General features: G+C 73.2%; 18 protein-coding genes. 8 read left to right on the top strand and 10 right to left on the bottom strand.

Features of this window, described 5'->3' with window-relative positions; genetic code table 11:
- A complete protein-coding gene (locus tag AB0C15_RS31110; RefSeq protein ID WP_357358040.1) occupies positions 1–219 on the bottom strand; it encodes a hypothetical protein in 219 nt (72 codons plus the stop codon).
- 278 nt (positions 220–497) lie between these two features.
- On the opposite strand from AB0C15_RS31110, the gene AB0C15_RS31105 reads away from it, so the two are divergent.
- Both AB0C15_RS31105 and AB0C15_RS31100 read left to right on the top strand, forming a co-directional pair.
- Complete coding sequence (locus AB0C15_RS31105; protein ID WP_357358038.1) at positions 498–1,343, top strand: helix-turn-helix transcriptional regulator; 846 nt, start codon at positions 498–500, stop codon at positions 1,341–1,343.
- 5 nt (positions 1,344–1,348) lie between these two features.
- Entirely contained in the window at positions 1,349–1,549 is a 201-nt protein-coding gene (locus AB0C15_RS31100) for a DUF397 domain-containing protein (RefSeq protein WP_357358036.1), read from the top strand.
- A gap of 120 nt (positions 1,550–1,669) precedes the next feature.
- Here AB0C15_RS31100 and AB0C15_RS31095 read toward each other — a convergent pair whose 3' ends face one another.
- The 5 genes from AB0C15_RS31095 to AB0C15_RS31075 form a co-directional block, all read right to left on the bottom strand.
- A complete protein-coding gene (locus tag AB0C15_RS31095) occupies positions 1,670–2,719 on the bottom strand; it encodes an ROK family protein (RefSeq protein WP_357358034.1) in 1,050 nt (349 codons plus the stop codon).
- A gap of 270 nt (positions 2,720–2,989) precedes the next feature.
- Entirely contained in the window at positions 2,990–3,775 is a 786-nt protein-coding gene (locus tag AB0C15_RS31090) for a putative protein N(5)-glutamine methyltransferase (RefSeq protein ID WP_357358032.1), read from the bottom strand.
- Positions 3,772–4,890: a cystathionine gamma-lyase gene (locus AB0C15_RS31085; protein ID WP_357358030.1), complete on the bottom strand. Its 1,119-nt coding sequence runs from the start codon at positions 4,888–4,890 to the stop codon at positions 3,772–3,774. The genes AB0C15_RS31090 and AB0C15_RS31085 overlap by 4 nt, the downstream gene beginning before the upstream one ends.
- A gap of 8 nt (positions 4,891–4,898) precedes the next feature.
- Complete coding sequence (locus tag AB0C15_RS31080; protein WP_357358028.1) at positions 4,899–5,906, bottom strand: NAD(P)H-dependent glycerol-3-phosphate dehydrogenase; 1,008 nt, start codon at positions 5,904–5,906, stop codon at positions 4,899–4,901.
- Positions 5,907–6,033: 127 nt separating this feature from the next.
- On the bottom strand, positions 6,034–6,771 hold the full coding sequence (locus tag AB0C15_RS31075) for a lysophospholipid acyltransferase family protein (RefSeq protein ID WP_357358026.1): 738 nt from the start codon (positions 6,769–6,771) through the stop codon (positions 6,034–6,036).
- A gap of 128 nt (positions 6,772–6,899) precedes the next feature.
- Between AB0C15_RS31075 and cofC the strand changes: the two genes are divergently transcribed.
- The 5 genes from cofC to AB0C15_RS31050 are packed head-to-tail and all read left to right on the top strand — an operon-like array spanning position 6,900 to position 12,617.
- Positions 6,900–7,547 carry a 2-phospho-L-lactate guanylyltransferase gene (gene cofC, locus AB0C15_RS31070; protein ID WP_357358024.1) on the top strand — a complete coding sequence of 216 codons (648 nt, stop codon included), beginning with the start codon at positions 6,900–6,902 and terminating at the stop codon, positions 7,545–7,547.
- A gap of 52 nt (positions 7,548–7,599) precedes the next feature.
- On the top strand, positions 7,600–7,797 hold the full coding sequence (locus tag AB0C15_RS31065; RefSeq protein ID WP_030335323.1) for a hypothetical protein: 198 nt from the start codon (positions 7,600–7,602) through the stop codon (positions 7,795–7,797).
- A gap of 54 nt (positions 7,798–7,851) precedes the next feature.
- Positions 7,852–10,206, top strand: coding sequence for an RNA degradosome polyphosphate kinase (locus AB0C15_RS31060; RefSeq protein ID WP_357358023.1), 2,355 nt, complete (start codon positions 7,852–7,854; stop codon positions 10,204–10,206).
- A gap of 24 nt (positions 10,207–10,230) precedes the next feature.
- Positions 10,231–11,751 (top strand): CYTH and CHAD domain-containing protein, encoded by a 1,521-nt coding sequence (locus AB0C15_RS31055; RefSeq protein ID WP_357358021.1) that lies wholly within the window; start codon positions 10,231–10,233, stop codon positions 11,749–11,751.
- Positions 11,739–12,617, top strand: a complete 879-nt coding sequence (locus AB0C15_RS31050) for an NUDIX hydrolase (protein WP_357358020.1) — start codon at positions 11,739–11,741, stop codon at positions 12,615–12,617. The genes AB0C15_RS31055 and AB0C15_RS31050 overlap by 13 nt, the downstream gene beginning before the upstream one ends.
- A gap of 27 nt (positions 12,618–12,644) precedes the next feature.
- On the opposite strand, the gene AB0C15_RS31045 is transcribed toward AB0C15_RS31050, so the two are convergent.
- From AB0C15_RS31045 to leuC, 4 genes are all read right to left on the bottom strand, one after another.
- The gene (locus AB0C15_RS31045) at positions 12,645–14,678 is read right to left on the bottom strand and encodes an endonuclease/exonuclease/phosphatase family protein (RefSeq protein WP_357358018.1); all 2,034 of its coding nucleotides are present in this window, start codon (positions 14,676–14,678) and stop codon (positions 12,645–12,647) included.
- Positions 14,679–14,840: 162 nt separating this feature from the next.
- Complete coding sequence (locus AB0C15_RS31040; RefSeq protein ID WP_357358016.1) at positions 14,841–15,512, bottom strand: HU family DNA-binding protein; 672 nt, start codon at positions 15,510–15,512, stop codon at positions 14,841–14,843.
- 172 nt (positions 15,513–15,684) lie between these two features.
- Positions 15,685–16,272, bottom strand: coding sequence for a 3-isopropylmalate dehydratase small subunit (gene leuD / locus AB0C15_RS31035; RefSeq protein WP_357358014.1), 588 nt, complete (start codon positions 16,270–16,272; stop codon positions 15,685–15,687).
- Positions 16,273–16,286: 14 nt separating this feature from the next.
- Entirely contained in the window at positions 16,287–17,732 is a 1,446-nt protein-coding gene (gene leuC / locus AB0C15_RS31030; RefSeq protein ID WP_357358012.1) for a 3-isopropylmalate dehydratase large subunit, read from the bottom strand.
- A 49-nt stretch (positions 17,733–17,781) separates the two neighbouring features.
- Here leuC and AB0C15_RS31025 point away from each other — a divergent pair, with 49 nt between their 5' ends.
- The gene (locus AB0C15_RS31025; protein WP_007456408.1) at positions 17,782–18,468 is read left to right on the top strand and encodes an IclR family transcriptional regulator; all 687 of its coding nucleotides are present in this window, start codon (positions 17,782–17,784) and stop codon (positions 18,466–18,468) included.
- Positions 18,469–18,935: the final 467 nt, after the last annotated feature.

Genomic DNA, 18,935 nt, shown 5'->3' with positions numbered 1-18,935 from the left:
TCAGTCCCGGGAGCGCCGGCGGCCGACCGCGATGACCTTCACCCGCTGCCGGCCGGCCCGCACCATGCCCAGCGCCATGAACGCTCCGGCGATGCGGTCGGCGGCCTCCCGACTGCTGGCGCCGACGACCTGCCGGCGGCGCTCCGGCGCGACCCGCTCGTTGCGGTTGACGCCCTCCACCGGACGCACGTCGGTGAGCACCACGAGGAAGCGGGTCATCGCGCGCCGCCCGCAGGTACGGCGAGGGGCTCCGGGCGGGTTCGCACGTCGTCTCCTTCCGGCAGGCCGGGGTGGAGGGGCGGCACGCGACGATCGGGTACGGGGGAGAAACCCGATCGCCGCGCGCCCCATCCCCTCCGGTCGCTCACCACCACCGTCGCCACGACAACCGGCGGTGAGGACGCCATAACAGATTGACACGTGTACAGCCGTGAATGCAACTCTCATCGGCGTTCTCTCATGCAGACGTTCCCGTAAATGTGTGCGACCATCGATGCATGGCTCCGAAGACCGCTCGCGCCCGCCGGCTCGGCATCGCCCTGCGCCACCACCGGGAAGCCGCCGGGCTGACGCTGGAAACCGCGGCGGATGAGATCAACAGCACCCGCAGCACCCTCTCCCGGTACGAGAACGCCCAGACCCTGATCACCCCGGCCACCGTGCGCGCCCTGCTCACGTCGTACGGGGTGAGCGCCGAGGAGGTGGCCGACGCGGTGCAGCTCGCCAAGGACGCCCGCAAGCCGGGCTGGTGGGTGTCGTACTCCTACGTGCTGGACCCACGCACGATCGACTTCATCGCGCTGGAGGCCGAGGCGACCGCCATCGCCAACTTCGAACCGTCGGTGGTACCCGGCCTGCTCCAGACCGCCGACTACATCCGGGGCGTGATGCGCGGCGGACCGCACACCCTCGGCGACGACCTGGTGGAGCAGCGGGTCAAGGTCCGACTCGACCGGCAGCAGCGACTCACCGGCGAGCGGCCACCCATCTTCGACGGGATCATCGACGAGGGCGCGTTGCTCCGCCCGGTCGGTGACCAGTCGGTGATGGACGGGCAACTGCGCCACCTGGTCAAGATGGCCGAGTTGCCGAACATCAGCGTCCAGGTGATCCCGCTCTCCGCCGGTTATCACCGGGGCACCCGGGGTTCCCTGCACATCCTCGAGTTCGCCGACCCGGAGGATCCGATCATCGCGTCGGTGGAGACCGTGGCCGGTCAGATGATCCTCGACCGGGCCGGCGAGACGCGTACCTGCACCAAGATCATGGAGCATCTCCGAAGCGTGGCGCTCAGCCCGGCGGACAGCCGCGAGATGCTCCTGTCAGTCCTGAAAGGACGGTAGGACCGATGACCCCGACTATCACAGCGGCCTTGGCCGCGGCGCCGTGGCGCAAGAGCAGCCACAGTGGTGACGAAGGCGCCTGCGTGGAGGTGGCCGCGATCCCGCGACTCGTGGCCGTCCGCGACTCCAAGGACCCGGCCGGCCCGGCCCTGCTGTTCCCACCGGCGGCCTGGGCCGCCTTCGCCCAGGCGCCGCCCCAGCCCTGACGAGGAGACGCCGAGCCGGCGCGGGTCGTGGCCCGCGCCGGCTCAGGCCATCAGCGAGCGGGAGTCGTTGCCCGCGCCAGCTCGGGCCATCAGCGGGCGGGGGTGGTGTTCCGCCCCAGTTCAGGCCACCAGCGGGCGGGGCTCCGGAGCGGCGCGTAACGCCTCCAGTGCGGCGATCGCCACACCCCGGGCACCGGCCATGTCCCGGTCCGGCACCAACGCGAAGGTGGCCACCGCCACCTGCTCCTCGCGGAGCACGGTGTGCTCGCGAACCGTCGCCAGGAACCAGTCGCGGAACTCCGGTGCCGCCTCCACCACCCCACCGCCGACGAAGTACGCGTGCGGGTCGGTGAAGTTCGCGGCAACGGTGAACAGCCGTCCCAACGCCATCGCCTGCTGGGTGAAGAGGTCCCGCGCGAGGGCGTCCGTGCGCTCGCCGTACCCCCGGACCAGCTTGGCCGCCCGAGCGACCGGCTCGGCGGCGAGCGGGTGGTCGGGGTAGCGGGTCAGCCAGTACGGCAGCAGGTTGCGTTCGATGCCGGTCAGCGAGGCGACGCTCTCGACGTCCCCGGTGAAGCCGCAGGCGCAGGTGGGTTCCGGCTGACCCGGGCCGAGCAGCCCGCCCAGCGGGATGTGCACGTGGCCGAGCTCCCCCGCCATCCCGGCGGCACCGGCGATCACCCGACCACTCTCGACCACACCGCCGCCCAGGCCGGTGCCGACGATCGCGGACACCGACGAACGGTTCATCGCGTCGACGCCGAAGTGTTCGTGGTGGGCGTAGAGCGCGGCGGCGTTGCCGTCGTTGTGATAGATCACCGGCAGGCCGAGCCGTCGCTCCAGCGCCCCCCGCACGTCGAAGCCGCGCCAGGCCGGTTGGGAGAAGTTGGTGGAGCCCTTCGACGAGATGACCCCCTCGGCACTGGCCGGGCCGGGAGTGTCCAGCCCGACCGCCTGGACCAGCTCGCGCGGCACGCCGGTCTGCGCCAGGGCGCCGTCGAACGCCTGCGCCAACGCCTCGATCGCCGCCTCCGGCCCGGACCGCACCTCGCTCGGGATCTCCAACAGCCCGTCCACCAGGAAGCGGCCGTCCACCGTCAGCACGGTGGCGTTGTTGCTGGTGCCGCCGTTGTCCAGCCCGACGACCACCGGCACCCCTGCGCTGACCACCGAAACCGCCTCCCGCCGTCGTGACTGTGAGCAGAGGCTAGTGCCAACCCCCCTCCCCCGCCATTCCCAGCCCACCCGCCCAGCCCGAAACCGGACCCCGGGCACCGCCCTCCCGCGTCGATCAAGGAGTTGTGCTGGTGGACAAATAACGTGAAGTAGCAGCAACCAGGCACCACAACTCCTTGATCGACGCAGGCGAGGGGCGGGCGCGAGGGCGTGGGGGCGCGGGGGCGCGGGGCGTGGGGGCGCGAGATCGCGGGGGCGTGGGGTTTAGGGGTGGTGGGCGGTTAGGGCTGTGGCGTCCAGGTCCTCGTCGTGGTGGACCGTGGGGATCAGGCCGGCGGCGCGGAACGCGTCGCAGAGCGCGTCTATCTGCGTGGTGCCGGCCTCGACCACGAGGTGTCCTCCCGGGGCCAGCCAGTCGGCAGCCTCGACACCGACCCGGCGCAGCACGGAGAGCCCGTCCGGGCCACCGTCGAGCGCCACCGGGGCCTCGTGCAGTCGCGCCTCCGGTGGCATCAGCGCGACCGCGTCGGTCGGCACGTACGGAGCGTTGGCGAGCACCAGGTCCAGCCGACCCCGCCACTGCCGGGGCAGCGGCGCGAAGAGGTCACCCTCGTACACCTCGACGTTCAACCCGACGACGTTGCGGCGCGCGCAGGCCACGGCCGCCGGGTCGATGTCGGCGGCGGCCAGCCAGCGCGGCGCGAGCCGGTGCGCGAGCGCGACGGTGGTGGCCCCGGAACCGCAGCAGAGGTCGACCACGGCCGGCGCCGCGCCGGTCACCTCAGCCGCCAACTCGACCAGCAGGGCGGTCCGGGCACGCGGCACGAACACGCCCGGGTCGACCGCGATCCGCAGGCCGCGAAACTCCGCCCAGCCGAGCAGGTACTCCAACGGTTCGCCGGCGACCCGACGGTCGGTCAGGTCGGCCAACGCCGCCGGGCTCTGCGCTGCGGTCAGGAGCAGCTCGGCCTCGTCCTCGGCGTAGACGCAACCGGCGGAACGTAACCGGCTCACCAGAGCGGCCCGGTCGACGGCGGAACGAGACGTCACACCGGCCCGGCCGAGTCCAACGCGGCGGCGATGTCGGCCACCAGGTCTGTCGTGTCCTCCGCGCCGCAGGAGAGCCGGACGAAGCCCGGAGCGGTGTCGTCGCCCCACTGCGCCCGCCGGTCCGCCGTGGTGTGCAGGCCACCGAAGGAGGTCGCCGCCGCCACCAGCCGGGCGGCCTGGACGAACCGGCCCACCCGGTCGGCGTCGCCCAGGTCGAACGAGAGCACTCCCGGAATCCGGCGCATCTGCGCCGAAGCCACCGGGTACGCGGGGTCGTCCGGCCGCCCCGGCCACCGCAGGCCGGTCACGTCCGACCGGCCGGCGAGCAGGTCGACGACCGCGGCGGCGTTCGCGCTCTGTCGGGCCAGCCGCAGGTCGAGAGTGGCGAGTGACCGGTGGGCCAACCAGGCGTCGAACGCGCCCGGTACCGCCCCGGTGGTGGTACGCCAGGTGGTCACCGCGTCGATCAGCTCGGTGGACCGGCTGGCCAGGTAGCCCAGCAGCAGGTCGGAGTGGCCGGTGAGCGCCTTGGTGCCGGAGGCGACCACCAGGTCGGCGCCGAGGTCCAGCGGGCGTTGACCGAGCGGGGTGGCCGTGGTGTTGTCCACCGCCAGCAACGCGCCGGCGGCGTGCGCCCGCTCGGCCAGGGCCGCCACGTCGACGACGTCCAGGCCCGGGTTGGCGGGCGTCTCCACGAGCACCAGCCGGACACCCTCGAACGACGGGTACGGCCCGACCGTGGGCACGAACATCACCCGGACGCCGATCGCCTCCAACACATCGGTGGCGAACGCCCGGACCGGGAAGTAACCGTCGGTGGGCAGCACCACGGTGTCCCCAGGCCGCAGCAGGGTGAGCAGCAGGCCGGTGATGGCCGCCTGCCCGGTCGCGAAGACCCGGCAGTCACCGCCCTCCAACTCGCCCACCGCCGTCTCCAGCAGCCGCCGGGTCGGGTTGTCGGGGCGGCCGTAGCCGTTCGGCGACGCGCCCGGACCCGCGAACGGGTCGAGGTGGTACGGCGCGGCGAAGACCGGCCCGGGCAGGAACGGGTCCCCCGGTGCCGCCTCGGGCAGGCCGGCGCGTACGCAGCGGGTGCCGTCTCCCCACTCGTCCATCGGGTTCCTCACTCGTACGACTCGGGTTTGGCGGTGCGGCTCATCAGGGTCTGCACGGCGAGGCGCGGGTCCATCCCCTCGTGGCAGATCCGCTCGACGTGCTCGGTGATCGGCATCTCCACGCCGTGCGCGCGGGCCAGGTCACGGATCGCCAGGCAGCTCTTCACGCCCTCGGCGGTCTGCCGGGTGGCGGTCTGGGCCTGCTCCAACGTCTCGCCCCGGCCCAGGTGCTCCCCGAAGGTGCGGTTGCGCGCCAACGGGGAGGAACAGGAGGCGACCAGGTCACCCATGCCGGCCAGGCCGGCGAAGGTGATCGGGTCCGCGCCGAGCGCCACGCCCAGCCGGGCCGTCTCGGCCAGCCCACGGGTCATCAGCATGGCCCGGGTGTTGTCGCCGAAACCCATCGCGGTCGCGATGCCGTACGACAGTGCGATCACGTTCTTGACCGCCCCGCCCAGCTCACAGCCGATCACGTCGTCGTTCGTGTAGGGGCGCAGGTACGGCGTCCGGATCGACGACTGGACGAGCGTGGCGCGCGCGCTGTTCGTCCCCGCGACGACTGTCGCGGCGGGCTGCTCGGCGGCGATCTCCGGGGCCAGGTTCGGGCCGGACACGACCACCACCCGGTCCGCGGCGACCCCGGCGGTCTCCACGATGACCTCGCTCATCCGCTTGGTGGTGCCCAGCTCGATGCCCTTCATCAGCGACACCAGGGTGGAATCCGGGTGCAGGTACCGGGCCCATTCGGCGAGGTTGCCGCGCAGCGTCTGCGACGGCACGGCAAGCACCACCACCTCGGCGCCGGTGATCGCCTCGGCGGCGTCGGCGGTGCCGGTGACACCTGCCGGCAGCAGCAGGTCGGGCAGGTACTCCGGGTTGCGGCGCTCGACCCGGATGCTCTCGGCGACCGGCGCGCGACGCGCCCACACCGTCACGTCCCGCCCCGCGTCCGCGAGGATCTTGGCGAACGCGGTGCCCCAGGAACCAGCACCGAGCACCGCGACGTGACCGCTCATGCCGCCGCTCCGCGGCTGCCTGAGTCACAGCAGAACCCGACGATCCGCTCGCTCAGACCACCGCTGCGCTGCGCTCCGCGTTGGCCCGAGTCACAGCAGAGCCCGATGATTCGCTCGCTCCGCTCGCTCATGCCGCCTCGTTCCGCTGCTCGCGGCCGGCGGAGGACCGAGCCGGTCGCTCCCACAGGGGTGGCGGGGTACCGCCACGGATCTCGGCGAGCATGTCCCGCAGCCGCAACATGATGGTGTCCGTCATCTCCTCGAGAGTGGCCCGGGTCGGCTGGGCGTCCGCCCACCGGCTCAGGTCGATCGGCTCCCCGGCGGCAACGGTCACCGGGATCCGGGGGCGCAGGCTGACACGGGTCGTCCGCGGGTCGAAGATCCGTTCCGGCCCCCACATCACCACCGGTACGACGGGAGCGCCGGTGGCCAGGGCCAGCCGGGCCGCACCGGTCTTGGCCTTCATCGGCCAGAGTTCCGGCTGTCGCGTGGTGGTGCCCTCAGGGTAGATCACGACCGCGCCGCCCCCGTCGAGCGCGGCGACGAGTGCGTCGAGCGAACGGACCGCGTCCACGCTGCCCCGCTCCACCGGAATCTGGCGGCACCGGTGCAGGATCCAGCCGACCACCGGCACCCGGAACACGCTGGCCTTGCCCAGGTACTGGGGCCAGCGCCCGGCGTCGTAGATGAAGTGCGCGGACACCAGCGGGTCGGCGTGGGAGATGTGGTTCGCCACGATGATCACGCCGCCGTCGTGGTGGAGATGCTCCTGACCACGCCAGGTACGCCGGGTCCAGACGGTCATCACCGGCTTCACCAGCCCCACGGCGAACCGTTGCCAGAACCCCAGCTTCCGCCGTGCCACTGTGCCTCCTCGTCGCGCCCCAACCCCGCCGCGTAACACCGCCCGCGACGCCCGCAGCGGAAATCATGCCTGCTCGCCCCCGGTACGGCCAGCGAGGGGCCCGTCGTCCGGCTGGCAGGATTGCGGACGTGAGTCAGCCGAGGTGGGCCCTGGTGGTGCCGGTGAAGCGGCTGGCCGTGGCCAAGAGCCGGCTGCGGGGCGCGCTGCCCGGCGTACCGCATGAGGAGTTGGCGCTCGCCCTGGCGGCCGACACGCTCCGCGCGGTGCTGGCCTGCCCGGCGGTCGCCGAGGCGGTGGTGGTGACCGACGACGCCCGGGTGGCGGCGGCGGCGCGGGCGGCCGGCGCGCGGGTGCTGCCGGACGAGCCGGACGCCGGCCTGAACGCCGCGTTCCGGCACGGGGCGGCCGGGGTCGCCGCCGGGTGGGTGGCCGGGATCACTGCGGACGTGCCGGCGCTGCGCCCGGCGGAGCTGGCCGGCGCGCTGCTCGCGGCGCAGAACGGCCGACCTGGGGTACGCCGGTTCCTGCCGGACGCGCCCGGCGGGGGCACGGTGCTGCTCGCCGCGCCGCCTGGTGTTCCGTTGGATCCGCGTTTCGGGGTGGGCTCGGCGGTCGCGCACGAGGCGAGCGGGGCGCTGCCGCTCGACGGTGACTGGCCCAGCCTGCGCCGGGACGTGGACACCGCCGCGGACCTGGCCGCCGCCGCCCGTCTCGGGCTGGGGCCGCGCACCGCCGCACTCGTGGCCGCCGGCCGCCCCGCCCGCGCCGCCGGCTGACAGTGCCCGGCCGAGCCTGCCCAGGCTGAACCCCCGGGTGTACGGTGCCAGCATGCAGGGCACGGTGGCCAGCTACGACGCGGCGACGCGCAGCGGTGTCCTGCTGCTCGACGACGGCACCGAGATGCGCTTCCCCGCCCGGGCCTTCGACGCCTCCGGGCTGCGACTTCTTCGGCTCGGCCAGCGGGTTCGCATCGACACCGATCCCGACGGCGAGGTTGTCCGGGTGACATTGCCGACGATGATCTGACCCGGCGAGCCCAAGTTCATTTTGCGTTAACCGTAATCGGGTGATTATGAGCGGGTGAGCACCCCTCGCGAGCAACCGGCCCGCCCGCCCGCCACCGACCTCCGCAACGGCTCCCGCTCGCGCGGCACCGATGGGCGCTTCCGCCCGTCCCGCGCCGAACGTGCCGGTGCCGCCCGCGCCGACACCCTCGCCGACGATCCCGGCGCCGCCTCCTCCGGGCTGGACGAGGTCATCGAACCCGGGCCGGTGACCGAAGGCGCGCCCCGAACCCCCGCCGACGTCCACCCGGTCCTGTCGGACGGCCTGCCGAACCCCGTGGTGGAGGACGACGAGCCGGCGCCCCCGCCGCTGCCGGAGGACCGGTTCCTCAACCGGGAGCTGTCCTGGCTCGACTTCAACGCCCGGGTGCTCACCCTGGCCGAGGACCAGCGCACCCCGCTGCTCGAACGGGCCAAGTTCCTGGCGATCTTCGCCAGCAACCTCGACGAGTTCTACATGGTGCGCATCGCCGGGCTGAAGCGGCGGCTCTCCGCCGGCCTGCCGGTGCGGGGCGGGGACCGGCTGCCCCTGCGTACGCAGTTGGAGCTGATCGCCGAGCGGACCGCCGCCCTGGGTGCCCGGCACGCCGCCTGCTTCGTCGACGACGTGCTGCCCAAGCTTGCCGACGAGGGCATCCGGATCCTGCGCTGGGGTGAGCTTGGCGACGGCGAGCGCGAGCGGCTGCGGGCCTACTTCCGGGAGCAGATCTTCCCGGTGCTGACCCCGCTCGCGGTGGACCCGGCGCACCCGTTCCCGTACATCTCGGGGCGGTCGCTGAACCTGGCGGTGGCGGTCCGTGACCCGGACGGCGGTTCGGAGCTGTTCGCCCGGGTGAAGGTGCCCAACAACGTTCCCCGCTTCGTCCGGGTGGACCGGGACCAGCCCGGCGTCCGGATGCTGCCGGTGGAGGACCTGATCTCGGTGCACCTGGGGCAGTTGTTCAGTGGCATGCAGGTGGTCGAGTGTCACCTGTTCCGGGTCACCCGCAACGCCGAGGTGGAGGTCGACGAGGACCGCGACGAGGACCTGCTGCAAGCCCTGGAGCGGGAGTTGGCCCGCCGGCGTTTCGGTCCTCCCGTCCGCCTGGAGGTGGCCGCGTCGATCTCCGACCACATGTTGGAGCTGCTCGTCCGCGAGCTGGACATGGACGACCAGGACGTGCTGCGGGTGCCCGGCCTGCTGGACCTGTCCGCGCTGTGGCAGGTCTACGGGGAGGCGGACCGGCCGGATCTGAAGGACCCCCCGTTCGTGCCGGCCACCCATCCCCGGCTCGCCGAGGGTGAGGTGCCGCGCAGCGTCTTCGCCACCCTGCGCGACGGGGACATCCTGGTGCACCACCCGTACCACTCGTTCGCCACGAGCGTGCAACGCTTCATCGAGCAGGCCGCCGCCGACCCGAACGTGTTGGCCATCAAGCAGACCCTCTACCGGACCAGCGGCGACTCCCCGATCGTCGACGCGCTCGTCGACGCGGCCGCCGCCGGCAAGCAGGTGGTGGTGCTGGTGGAGGTGAAGGCCCGCTTCGACGAGGTGGCGAACATCGGTTGGGCCCGCACGCTCGAACGTGCCGGCTGCCACGTGGTGTACGGCCTGGTCGGCCTGAAGACGCACTGCAAGACCGCGCTCGTGGTGCGGCAGGAGGGCAACCAGATCCGCCGGTACTGCCACATCGGCACCGGCAACTACCACCCGAAGACGGCCCGCCTGTACGAGGACTTCGGCATGCTGACCGCCGACCCGGAGATCGGCGCCGACCTCACCGACCTCTTCAACGTGCTCACCGGGTACAGCCGGCAGACCGCGTACCGGCGGTTGCTTGTCGCCCCGCAGGGCATCCGCAGCGGTCTCATCGAGCGGATCGAGCGGGAGATCTCGCACGTCCGCCTGGGCATGCCCGGTCTGGTCCAGTTCAAAGTCAACTCGCTTGTCGACGAGGGGGTGACCGACGCGCTGTACCGCGCCTCCCAGGCCGGCGTCCACGTGGACCTGCTCATCCGGGGCATGTGCACGCTGCGCCCCGGGGTGCCGGGGCTGTCGGAGAACATCCGGGTCCGTTCGATCCTCGGTCGGTTCCTGGAGCACTCCCGGGTCTTCCGGTTCGGCAACAACGGCGAGGCCGAGTTCTGGATGGGCTCGGCCGACCTCATGCACCGCAACCTGGACCGCCGGGTGGAGGCGTTGGTCCAGGTGACCGACCCGATCGCCCGCGCCGAGCTGGACCAGGTGCTCACCGCCGCGATGAGCCCGGAGGTGGACGCGTTCGAGCTGGCCGCCGACGGCACCTGGACCCGGCGTACCGGCGGTGCCGATGCCGCACCGGCCCATCTGCAGGAACTGCTGCTGCGCCGCGTCGGTGGCACGGCCAGGTGACCGCGCAGCGCATAGGCTGAGCTGATGGTCGAGGAGGAGCAGAAGTACGAGGTGGACGACGCCTACGTGCTACCGGACCTGGCCGGGGCGGCTCCGGCCAATGGCCGGGTCCGGGAGCTGCCACCGGTGACGCTCGTCGCCCGTTACCTCGACACCGTCGACCTGCGGCTGGCCCGGGCAGGTGCCTCGCTGCGCCACCGCAAGGGTGACGAGCTGCCCTGGACGGTGAAGCTGCCGACCGGGACGCCCGGCGTCCGGCACGAGGTCTCCCGTCCCGGGTCGAAGGGGCAGCCGCCGGCGGAGCTTGTGGAGTTGGTGAGCGTCCTGCACCGGGGGGCGTCGCTGGCCCCGGTGACAGTGGTCCGGACGGTGCGGCACGCGTACGAGGTGTGCGACGCCTCCGGCACGGTGCTCGTCGAGGTGGTGGACGACCGGGTGACGGTGCTCGACGACGCCGGCACCACCACCGACTCGTTCCGCGAGGTGGAGGTGGAGCTGAAGGCCGGCGACCGGAAGCTGCTCGACCGGGTCGGCGGGGTGCTGCGTGAGGCGGGCGCCCGGGGCGGGTCGTTCACGCCGAAGCACGTGCGGGCGCTCGGCGCGACGGCGCAGGCCGATCCGGATCTGGTGGCGCCGGCCGGGCTGACCGCCGAGCCGAGCGCCGGTGACGTGGTGACCGAGGCGGTACGCAAGGAGATCCGTCGGCTGCTGGCGCACGACCCGCTGGTACGGCTGCGCGCCCCGGCCTCCGGTGGTGACACCGCCGTGCACCAGATGCGGGTCGCCTGTCGACGCCTGCGCAGTGATCTGCGTACCTTCAAACCGTTGCTGCGCAGGGCCTGGTCCCGCCCGCTGCGCGATGAGCTGCGCTGGTTGGCCGGTGTCCTGGGGGCGGCCCGCGACGCCGAGGTGCTGCGCGCGCGGCTGCACCGTACCGCCGACGCCGACCCGTTGAGCCCACTGGACCAGGGCGCGGTGTACCGGCTCGACGAGGTGCTCGCCGGACGGCAGCGGCAGGCGCTGGCCACCATCGACGAGGCGCTGCGCTCCGCGCGCTACCTGGCCCTGGTGGACGCCCTGGTGCTGGCCGCCCGCGCGCCCCGACTCACCCGGCGGGCGGCGGCGCCGGCCGCGCAGGCGCTGCCCGCGCTCGTGGCACGCCCCTGGAGCCGGTTGACCGGGCCGGACGGCGTCGACGGGCTCGACGCGCAGTCGCCGGACGACGACTGGCACGCCGTTCGCAAGGAGGCCAAGCAGGCCCGGTACGCGGTGAACGCGGTGGCCCCCACGGTCGACAAGGGGGCCCGCCGGCTGTCCCGCGCCCTGGCCCGGGTGCAGGACGTGCTCGGCGAGCACCAGGACGCGGCGGTGGCGGCGGACACCTGGCTGGAGATCGCCGCCGAGCGCCCGGACGACCACGAGCTGGCGGTCACCGCCGGGCGGCTGGCCGAGCGGGAGCGCGGTTCGGTACACCGGATGCGGGGCCTCTTCCCGGCGGCCTGGCACCGGGCCACCCGGCCACGGCGGATCGGTTGGCTGCCGTGACCGGCATCCGGGCGGCCGGCGGGGTGGCCTGGCGGCCGACCGACGACGGCGTACGCGTCTGCGTGGTGCACCGCCCCCGCTACGGCGACTGGACGCTGCCGAAGGGCAAGCTGGAGCCGGGCGAGCACGCGCTGGCCGCGGCGGTCCGTGAGGTGGCCGAGGAGGCCGACGTGCGGGGCGTGCCGCAGGTTCGGCTGCCGTCGGTGCGGTACCGCAGCGAGGGGCAGCCCAAGCTTGTCGACTACTGGTCGATGCTCGCCGTGGCCAGCGGCGGTTTCCAACCGGGCACCGAGGTGGACGGCATCCGTTGGCTCACGGTCGACGACGCGATCGGGTTGGTCAGCTACCCGCACGACTCCGAGGTGTTGGCGGCGTTCGCCGCGCTGCCGTCGGTGACGGCGACCGTCGCGCTGGTCCGGCACGCGCACGCCGGTAAGCGGGCCACCTGGTCCGGCCCGGACGTCGCGAGGCCCCTGGACGCCGAGGGGTGGGCCCAGGCGAGCGCCCTTGCCGGGTTGCTCGCCCTGATCCGGCCGGCCCGGCTGGTGTCGGCGTCGCCGCGACGGTGCGTGCAGACGCTCGACCCGACCGCCGCGCTGCTCGACCTGCCGATCGAGGTCTGCGGCGACCTGGACGAGCCAGAGCCCGGTCAGCAGAGCGACGAGCGGATCCTGGCCACCGCCGCCCGGCTGCTGGAGGTGGCCGGCGCCGGTGGCCAGGCGGCGGTGTGCAGCCAGGGCAAGGTCCTGCCCGGTGCCCTGGAGCGGTTGACCGGCCGCACCGATGAGGACTTCACCACGCCGAAGGGCAGCGGCTGGCTCCTCGCCTTCACCGCCGATCGGCTGCTGGCCGTCGACCGCCTGTAGGGCCGCGTTCGCACCGGCCCGGCCTCGTCAGCGGGGCGGCAGGGTCACCGTCACCGCTACCGGCAGGTGGTCGCTTGCCGTGCTGCGCGGCGCGACCGGGTTGCTCGGGGTCAGTCCGGGCGAGACGAAGATGTGGTCGATCTGCTGGCGCGGGTCGTCCGCCGGGCTGGTCGCCAGCGGTCGGGCGGCGGCCAACGCGTCGACCAGGCCGGCGTTGGCGAAGGCCGCGAACGCCTCGTCGCCCGGCTCGGTGTTCAGGTCGCCCGCCACCACCAGCGGCCCACCGGCCGCGTACCCGGTGGCGAAGTCGGCGACCGCGCGGGCCTGGACCACCGGGCCCGCACCGGGCGGCGGTTGCAGGTGGGTGCTGACCACCGCGGTACGAACACCGTCGGAGAGGTCGAGGGTGACGGCGAGGGCCTGCGCCCCGGTGGGCGCACCGACGGCCGGCAGTGGCAGGGTCCGCGGATCGCTGACCGGCCAACGGCTGAGCACCGCGTCACCCCAGACGGAATCGGCGGCCGGCCCGAAGACGTACGGCATCGCGAGCCGGTCGGCAAGCAGGTCCAGGGTGTCGTGTCCGCCGTTGAGCAGCCAGGCCCGGTCCACCTCGCTGAGGAGCACCACGTCGGGCCGTTGCCGGACGACGACCTCGGCGAGGCCGGCCAGGTCGAACCGGCCGTCCAGCCCGAAACCCATCCGGATGTTGTACGCCACCACGGTCAGCCGCTCCGGCGGGCCGTCCCGGTTGCTCGCCACCGGCACCTCGTCGGCGAGCACCGGCGCGAGCAGGGCCAGCGCGGTGACCGTGGCGGCGGCCCGGAGCGGCGGAAACGGCAGCGGAAGCCGGTCGACGACGGGACGCGCGGTGACCGCCACGGCGGCGACGAGCACGGCCACCACGACGGGCACCGCGGCGTTCGGATAGCCCAGGTCGTAGGCCGAGTAGTACCCGACCGCCCCCAGCGCGAAGACGAGCATGCCGGTGGCGACCGCGTACCCCCGTCGGGCGGCGCTCGCGGTGTCTCCGCCCGGCTGGCCGGCGTCGTCGGTCAGGGGGTCGTCGGTCAGGGGGTCGTCGGTCAGGGCGCCGTCGGTCAGGGGGTCGTCGGTCAGGGCGAGGCAGGCGCCGAGACCGACGGCGGCGAGGAGGACCGCCGGGAGGAGCAGGTCGCCCCGGTCGAGGGCGAACAGCACCGCGCCGCCGAGCAACGCCACCGGGCCGTACGCCCGGCCCGGCCCGCGGGGCGGCCGGGTCAACGCGGCGCACAGGAACCCGGCGACCGCCACCGGCACCGGCGCCAGGCCGAACAGCGGCGACCGAGCCACCCCGTCCCCGCCGAACAGGTACGACATGCCGGTCCGGGCCAGCGCCGGGGAGAGCGCCACCATTCCGGCCAGCAGCAGCGCCGGCCCGGCCAGCAGCCAGGCCCGACCACCACCGGGGCCGCAAACGGCGTCAGCGGGCCCGTCAGCGGCGTCAGCGGGCCCGTCAGCGGCGTCAGCGGGCCCGTCTGCGGGGCTGGCCGGGGCGTTCTCGGCACCGCCGCGCCGGCCGGATCGTGCCGTGCCGGCCAGGAACACCGCCACCGCGATGCCGCTGAGCAGCCAGGCCACCCAGTCGCCCCGCCAGATGAGGTCGACGGTGTCCAGCACCGCGTGCAGCGCCGCGTTGACCGCGAAGCCCAACGCCAGCCCCGGGACCGGACGGTCGGTCTCGGTGGCGACGCCGACCAGCCAGACCAGGCCGGCGAGCAACCCGGCGGTGGCCAACCAGAGCTGGGTACGCCCGCCAGGGGCGGCGGTGAGCGCGAGCCGGGCGACGGCGAGCGCGACAGCGGCGACGACGGTGACCGGGCGGGCGCCGACCCGGCGGACCACCACGGGCGCGGCCATCGCGAGCACGAACCAGCCGAGGGCGAACGCGCCCATCAGCTCGGCCGGGGTGGACGCCGCCTGACCGAAGATGGTGATGATGCCGGGCAGCCAGACCCGCAGCACGTCGATGAGGAGGAGCACGCCCAGCGCGAGCGTCCCGGTGGTGAGCTGGCGGTAGCGCACCGGCGCCCCATTTCCCGTCGGCGGGCCGGCGGAGGGGGACCGGCACGGCGATTCTGCGCGAGCGAGCCGACCGGGTCAACGGTCCCGTACGCCGAAAGAGACCGTCCCCGTACGCCGCAAGGGCGCCCACCCACGGGTGGACGCCCTTGCGGAGCCTGTCGGTCAGCGCTTGCTTGCCGCCTTCTTGGCCGGAGCCTTCTTCGCCGGGGCCTTCTTGGCCGCCGTGCTCTTGCTCGCCGCCGCGGTGGTCTTCTTCGCCGCGGTCGACCGGGTCGCCGCGGTGGTCTTCTTCGCCGCCGCGGTGGTCTTCTTGGTGGCGGCCGTCTTGGTCGCCGTGGTGCTCTTGCCCGCCTTGGCCGGGGCGGTCTTCTTGCTGGCGGCCGTCTTGGTCGCCGTGGCGGTCTTGCTGGCCTTGGCCGGGGCGGTCTTCTTGCTCGCCGCCTTGGCCGTGGTCGCCTTGGTGCCGGCCGCCTTCGCGGTGGCGGCCTTCGTGCCCGCCGCCTTGGCCGTGGCGGTGCTGGCGGCGGTCTTCTTGGTCGCCGCCGTGGCCTTCGGCACCTTGCCGCTGGCCACCATCTCCTTGAACCCGGCGCCGGGGCGGAAGGTCGGGACTGACGTCTTCTTGACCTTCACCGCCTCGCCGGTACGCGGGTTGCGCGCTGTTCGTGCGCCACGCACACGCTTTTCAAATGCTCCGAATCCGGTGATCGCCACCTTCTCGCCCTTGGTGACCGCCGCCTGGACCTCGGTGAGGACCGCGTCGAGCGCGGCCGTCGCCATCTTCCGGTCCCCCAGGCGAACGGCGAGCGCCTCGATGAGCTCGGCCTTGTTCACGACTTCCTCCCGATTGTGCAACTGACTCGTCGCGAGCCATTCTGCGCGCACGGTATGCCCTGTGCTGCCGGGACACAAACATTCGGTAGAAAAAAGCCGTTGTGTCGTAACGGATTCACCCCCACCGGATGGACCGATGGGGGTGAAATCCGCTGTGCGGGACGCCTAACGGCTATGCCACGGAGGGCAGGAACGGCAGTCGGCGCGCCTCGTAGGAGTCGATGTCGGCGGCGTGGCGGAGGGTGAGTCCAATGTCGTCGAGACCCTCCAGGAGACGCCAGCGGCTGAAGTCGTCAAGCGGGAACGACCAGTTCGCGTCCCCTGCCCGGAGCTGGCGGGCGGTCAGGTCGACGGTCACCGGAGTGGTCGGATCGGCCTCGACGAGGTCCCACAACTCTTCGACGGCTTTCAATTCCAACTCGACCGGCAACAGACCTTCCTTGAGGGCGTTGCCGCGGAAGATGTCACCGAAGCGCGGCGCCACCACCGCGCGGAAGCCCCAGTCCCGTAGGGCCCAGACGGCGTGCTCCCGGGAGGAGCCGGTGCCGAACTCCGGGCCGGCGATGAGGATCGACGCCCCAGAATAGTTTTCATCGTTGAGCACGAATGCCGGATCTTCCCGCCAGGCGCTGAACAACCCGTCGGCGAACCCGGTCCGGGTCACCCGCTTGAGGTACACGGCGGGGATGATCTGATCCGTGTCCACGTTGGACCGGCGCAGCGGCACGGCGGTGCCGGTGTGGGTGGTGAACTTGTCCATCTCGTCGGTCCCTTCTACAGGTCGGCGGGGGCGGCCAGCCGGCCGACCACGGCGGTGGCGGCGGCAACCGGCGGGGAGACCAGGTGGGTACGCCCACCCCGGCCCTGACGGCCCTCGAAGTTGCGGTTCGAGGTGGAGGCGGAGCGCTCACCCGGCTTCAGCGTGTCGGGGTTCATCCCCAGACACATGGAGCAGCCGGCGAACCGCCACTCGGCACCCGCGTCGGCGAAGACCTTGTCCAGCCCCTCGGCCTCGGCGGCCTCCCGCACGGCGGCGGAGCCGGGCACCACGAGCATCCGGACGCCGTCGGCGACCCGGTGACCCCGCAGCACGTCGGCGGCGGCCCGCAGGTCCTCCAGCCGGCCGTTGGTGCAGGACCCGACGAAGACCACGTCGATGGGCAGCTCCCGCAGCGGGGTGCCGGGGCGCAGGTCCATGTACTCCAGGGCCCGACGGGCGGCGGCGCGCTCCGAGTCGGTGACGAACTCCTCCGGGTCCGGCACCGGCGCGCTCAGCGGCGCACCCTGCCCGGGGTTGGTGCCCCAGGTGACGAACGGGGTGATCTGCGTGGCGTCGAGCGTCACCTCGGCGTCGAAGCGCGCGCCCTCGTCGGTGGGCAGCGTCCGCCACCACTGCACGGCCGCGTCCCAGTCCGCGCCCTGCGGCGCGTTCGGCCGACCCTTGAGGTACGCGAAGGTGGTCTCGTCCGGCGCGATCATGCCGGCCTTGGCACCCCACTCGATGGACATGTTGGCGATCGTCATCCGCCCCTCCATGGAGAGGGCGCGGATCGCCTCGCCGCGGTACTCGACGATGTGCCCGCGGCCGCCACCCGTGCCGACCTGGGTGATCAGCGCGAGCACCAGGTCCTTGGCGGTCACGCCCGGGGCGAGGCGGCCGGTGACGTTCACGGCCATCGTCCTCGGCCGGCTCTGCGGCAGCGTCTGGGTGGCGAGGACATGCTCCACCTCGCTGGTGCCGATGCCGAAGGCGAGCGCGCCGAACGCGCCGTGGGTGGCGGTGTGCGAGTCGCCACAGACGATCGTCATGCCCGGCTGGGTGACGCCGAGCTGCGGGCCGATCACGTGCACGATGCCCTGGTTGTCGTCGCCGAGCGGGTGCAGCCGCACCCCGAACTCGGCGCAGTTGCGGCGCAACGTCTCGATCTGCGTACGCGACGTCGGGTCCTCGATGGTGAGCAGGTCACCACGGCGGAGGCGGAACGCCGGGTCGGCGTACCCGGTCGGGGTGTTGTGGTCCTCGGTCGCGAGGGTCAGGTCGGTACGACGCACCCGGCGCCCGGCGAGCCGCAGCCCGTCGAACGCCTGCGGGCTGGTCACCTCGTGCAGCAGGTGCAGGTCGATGAAGAGCAGGTCCGGCTCACCAGCGGCGGACCGTACGACGTGCGCGTCCCAGACCTTCTCGGCCAGGGTCCTCGGCTCAGGAGTGACTCCCACCATCTGGACATCCTAAATTCTGGGAGGTAAGTTTCGGCTTGTGGGACACAGTATGAGCGGTGTCGGCGTTCTCGACAAGGCGGTGGTCATCCTGGCCGCCTGCGTGGACGGCGCCAGCCTGGCCGAACTCGTCGAACGCACCAAGCTGCCCCGGGCCACAGCACATCGCCTGGCCCAGGCCCTGGAGATCCACCGAATGCTGGTGCGTGACACCCAGGGCAGATGGCGGCCCGGCCCCCGGCTGGGCGAGTTGGCGAACGCCGCACCTGACGTTCTGCTGACCGCCGCCGAGCCGCTGCTGGCCGCGCTACGCGACGCCACAGGCGAGAGCGCGCAGCTCTACCTGCGCCGCGCCGACGAGCGGATCTGCGTGGCGGCGGCGGAGCGGGCCAGCGGACTACGGGACACCGTTCCGGTCGGCTCGGTGCTGCCGATGACGGCCGGTTCGGCGGCCCAGATCCTGCTCGCCTGGGAGCCCCCGGAAGCGGTGATGCCGCTGCTGCCGCGGAGCAAGTTCACCGGGCGCACCCTCGCCGAGGTACGCCGTCGCGGTTGGGCGCAGAGCGTCGCCGAGCGGGAAGCCGGTGTGGCGAGTGTCTCCGCCCCGATCCGCGACCGCACCGGCCGGGTGATCGCCTCGGTCAGCATCTCCGGCCCGATAGAGCGCCTGGGCCGCCGCCCCGGCGAACGCCACGCCATGGCCGTAGTAAGAGCCGGCCAACGCCTGTCCGGCCTCTAACCCCTACCCCTACCCCTGCCCCTGCCCCTGCCCCTGCCCCTGCACCCCGGCCCGGCACTGCCGCTGCCGTGCCCTGCCCTGCCGTGCCCCCTGCACCCTGCCCCACGGCCCGGCACTGCCCCACGGCCCGGCACTGCCCCACGGCCCGGCACTGCCCCACGGCCCGGCACTGCCCCACGGCCCGCACCCCGCACCCCGCACCCCGCACCCCGCACCCGCACCCGCACCCGCACCCGCACCAAGATCCGAGCAACATCCCCGATATCGCTGCCTCCGACGCGCAGGAGGCAGCAACATCCCCGATGTTGCTGCCTCCCAGCGGAGGGACCCCCACCTCCTCCGGTGATCAAGGGGTTTGCGTCACGACACGCCGCGAGCGCTGACGCAAACCTCTTGATCACCGAGAGCGGGGGCGGAGGGCGGTGGGGGGGTGGGGGGGAGCGGGGGGGGGTCGGACGAGCACACGG

It is taken from the genome of Micromonospora sp. NPDC048835, from assembly GCF_040649995.1.
GTDB lineage: Bacteria > Actinomycetota > Actinomycetes > Mycobacteriales > Micromonosporaceae > Micromonospora.
The sequence above is the reverse complement of the archived record's forward strand: the minus strand, read 5'-3'. Positions and strand labels throughout refer to the sequence as shown.

What these genes read in the sequence shown, in the direction of transcription:
- AB0C15_RS31110 (WP_357358040.1), bottom strand. Translation starts at nt 219, where the DNA reads ATGACCCGCTTCCTCGTGGTGCTCACCGACGTGCGTCCGGTGGAGGGC.
- AB0C15_RS31105 (WP_357358038.1), top strand. Translation starts at nt 498, where the DNA reads ATGGCTCCGAAGACCGCTCGCGCCCGCCGGCTCGGCATCGCCCTGCGC.
- AB0C15_RS31100 (WP_357358036.1), top strand. Translation starts at nt 1,349, where the DNA reads ATGACCCCGACTATCACAGCGGCCTTGGCCGCGGCGCCGTGGCGCAAG.
- AB0C15_RS31085 (WP_357358030.1), bottom strand. Translation starts at nt 4,890, where the DNA reads ATGGACGAGTGGGGAGACGGCACCCGCTGCGTACGCGCCGGCCTGCCC.
- AB0C15_RS31080 (WP_357358028.1), bottom strand. Translation starts at nt 5,906, where the DNA reads ATGAGCGGTCACGTCGCGGTGCTCGGTGCTGGTTCCTGGGGCACCGCG.
- AB0C15_RS31065 (WP_030335323.1), top strand. Translation starts at nt 7,600, where the DNA reads ATGCAGGGCACGGTGGCCAGCTACGACGCGGCGACGCGCAGCGGTGTC.
- AB0C15_RS31055 (WP_357358021.1), top strand. Translation starts at nt 10,231, where the DNA reads ATGGTCGAGGAGGAGCAGAAGTACGAGGTGGACGACGCCTACGTGCTA.
- leuD (WP_357358014.1), bottom strand. Translation starts at nt 16,272, where the DNA reads ATGGACAAGTTCACCACCCACACCGGCACCGCCGTGCCGCTGCGCCGG.
- leuC (WP_357358012.1), bottom strand. Translation starts at nt 17,732, where the DNA reads ATGGTGGGAGTCACTCCTGAGCCGAGGACCCTGGCCGAGAAGGTCTGG.
- AB0C15_RS31025 (WP_007456408.1), top strand. Translation starts at nt 17,782, where the DNA reads ATGAGCGGTGTCGGCGTTCTCGACAAGGCGGTGGTCATCCTGGCCGCC.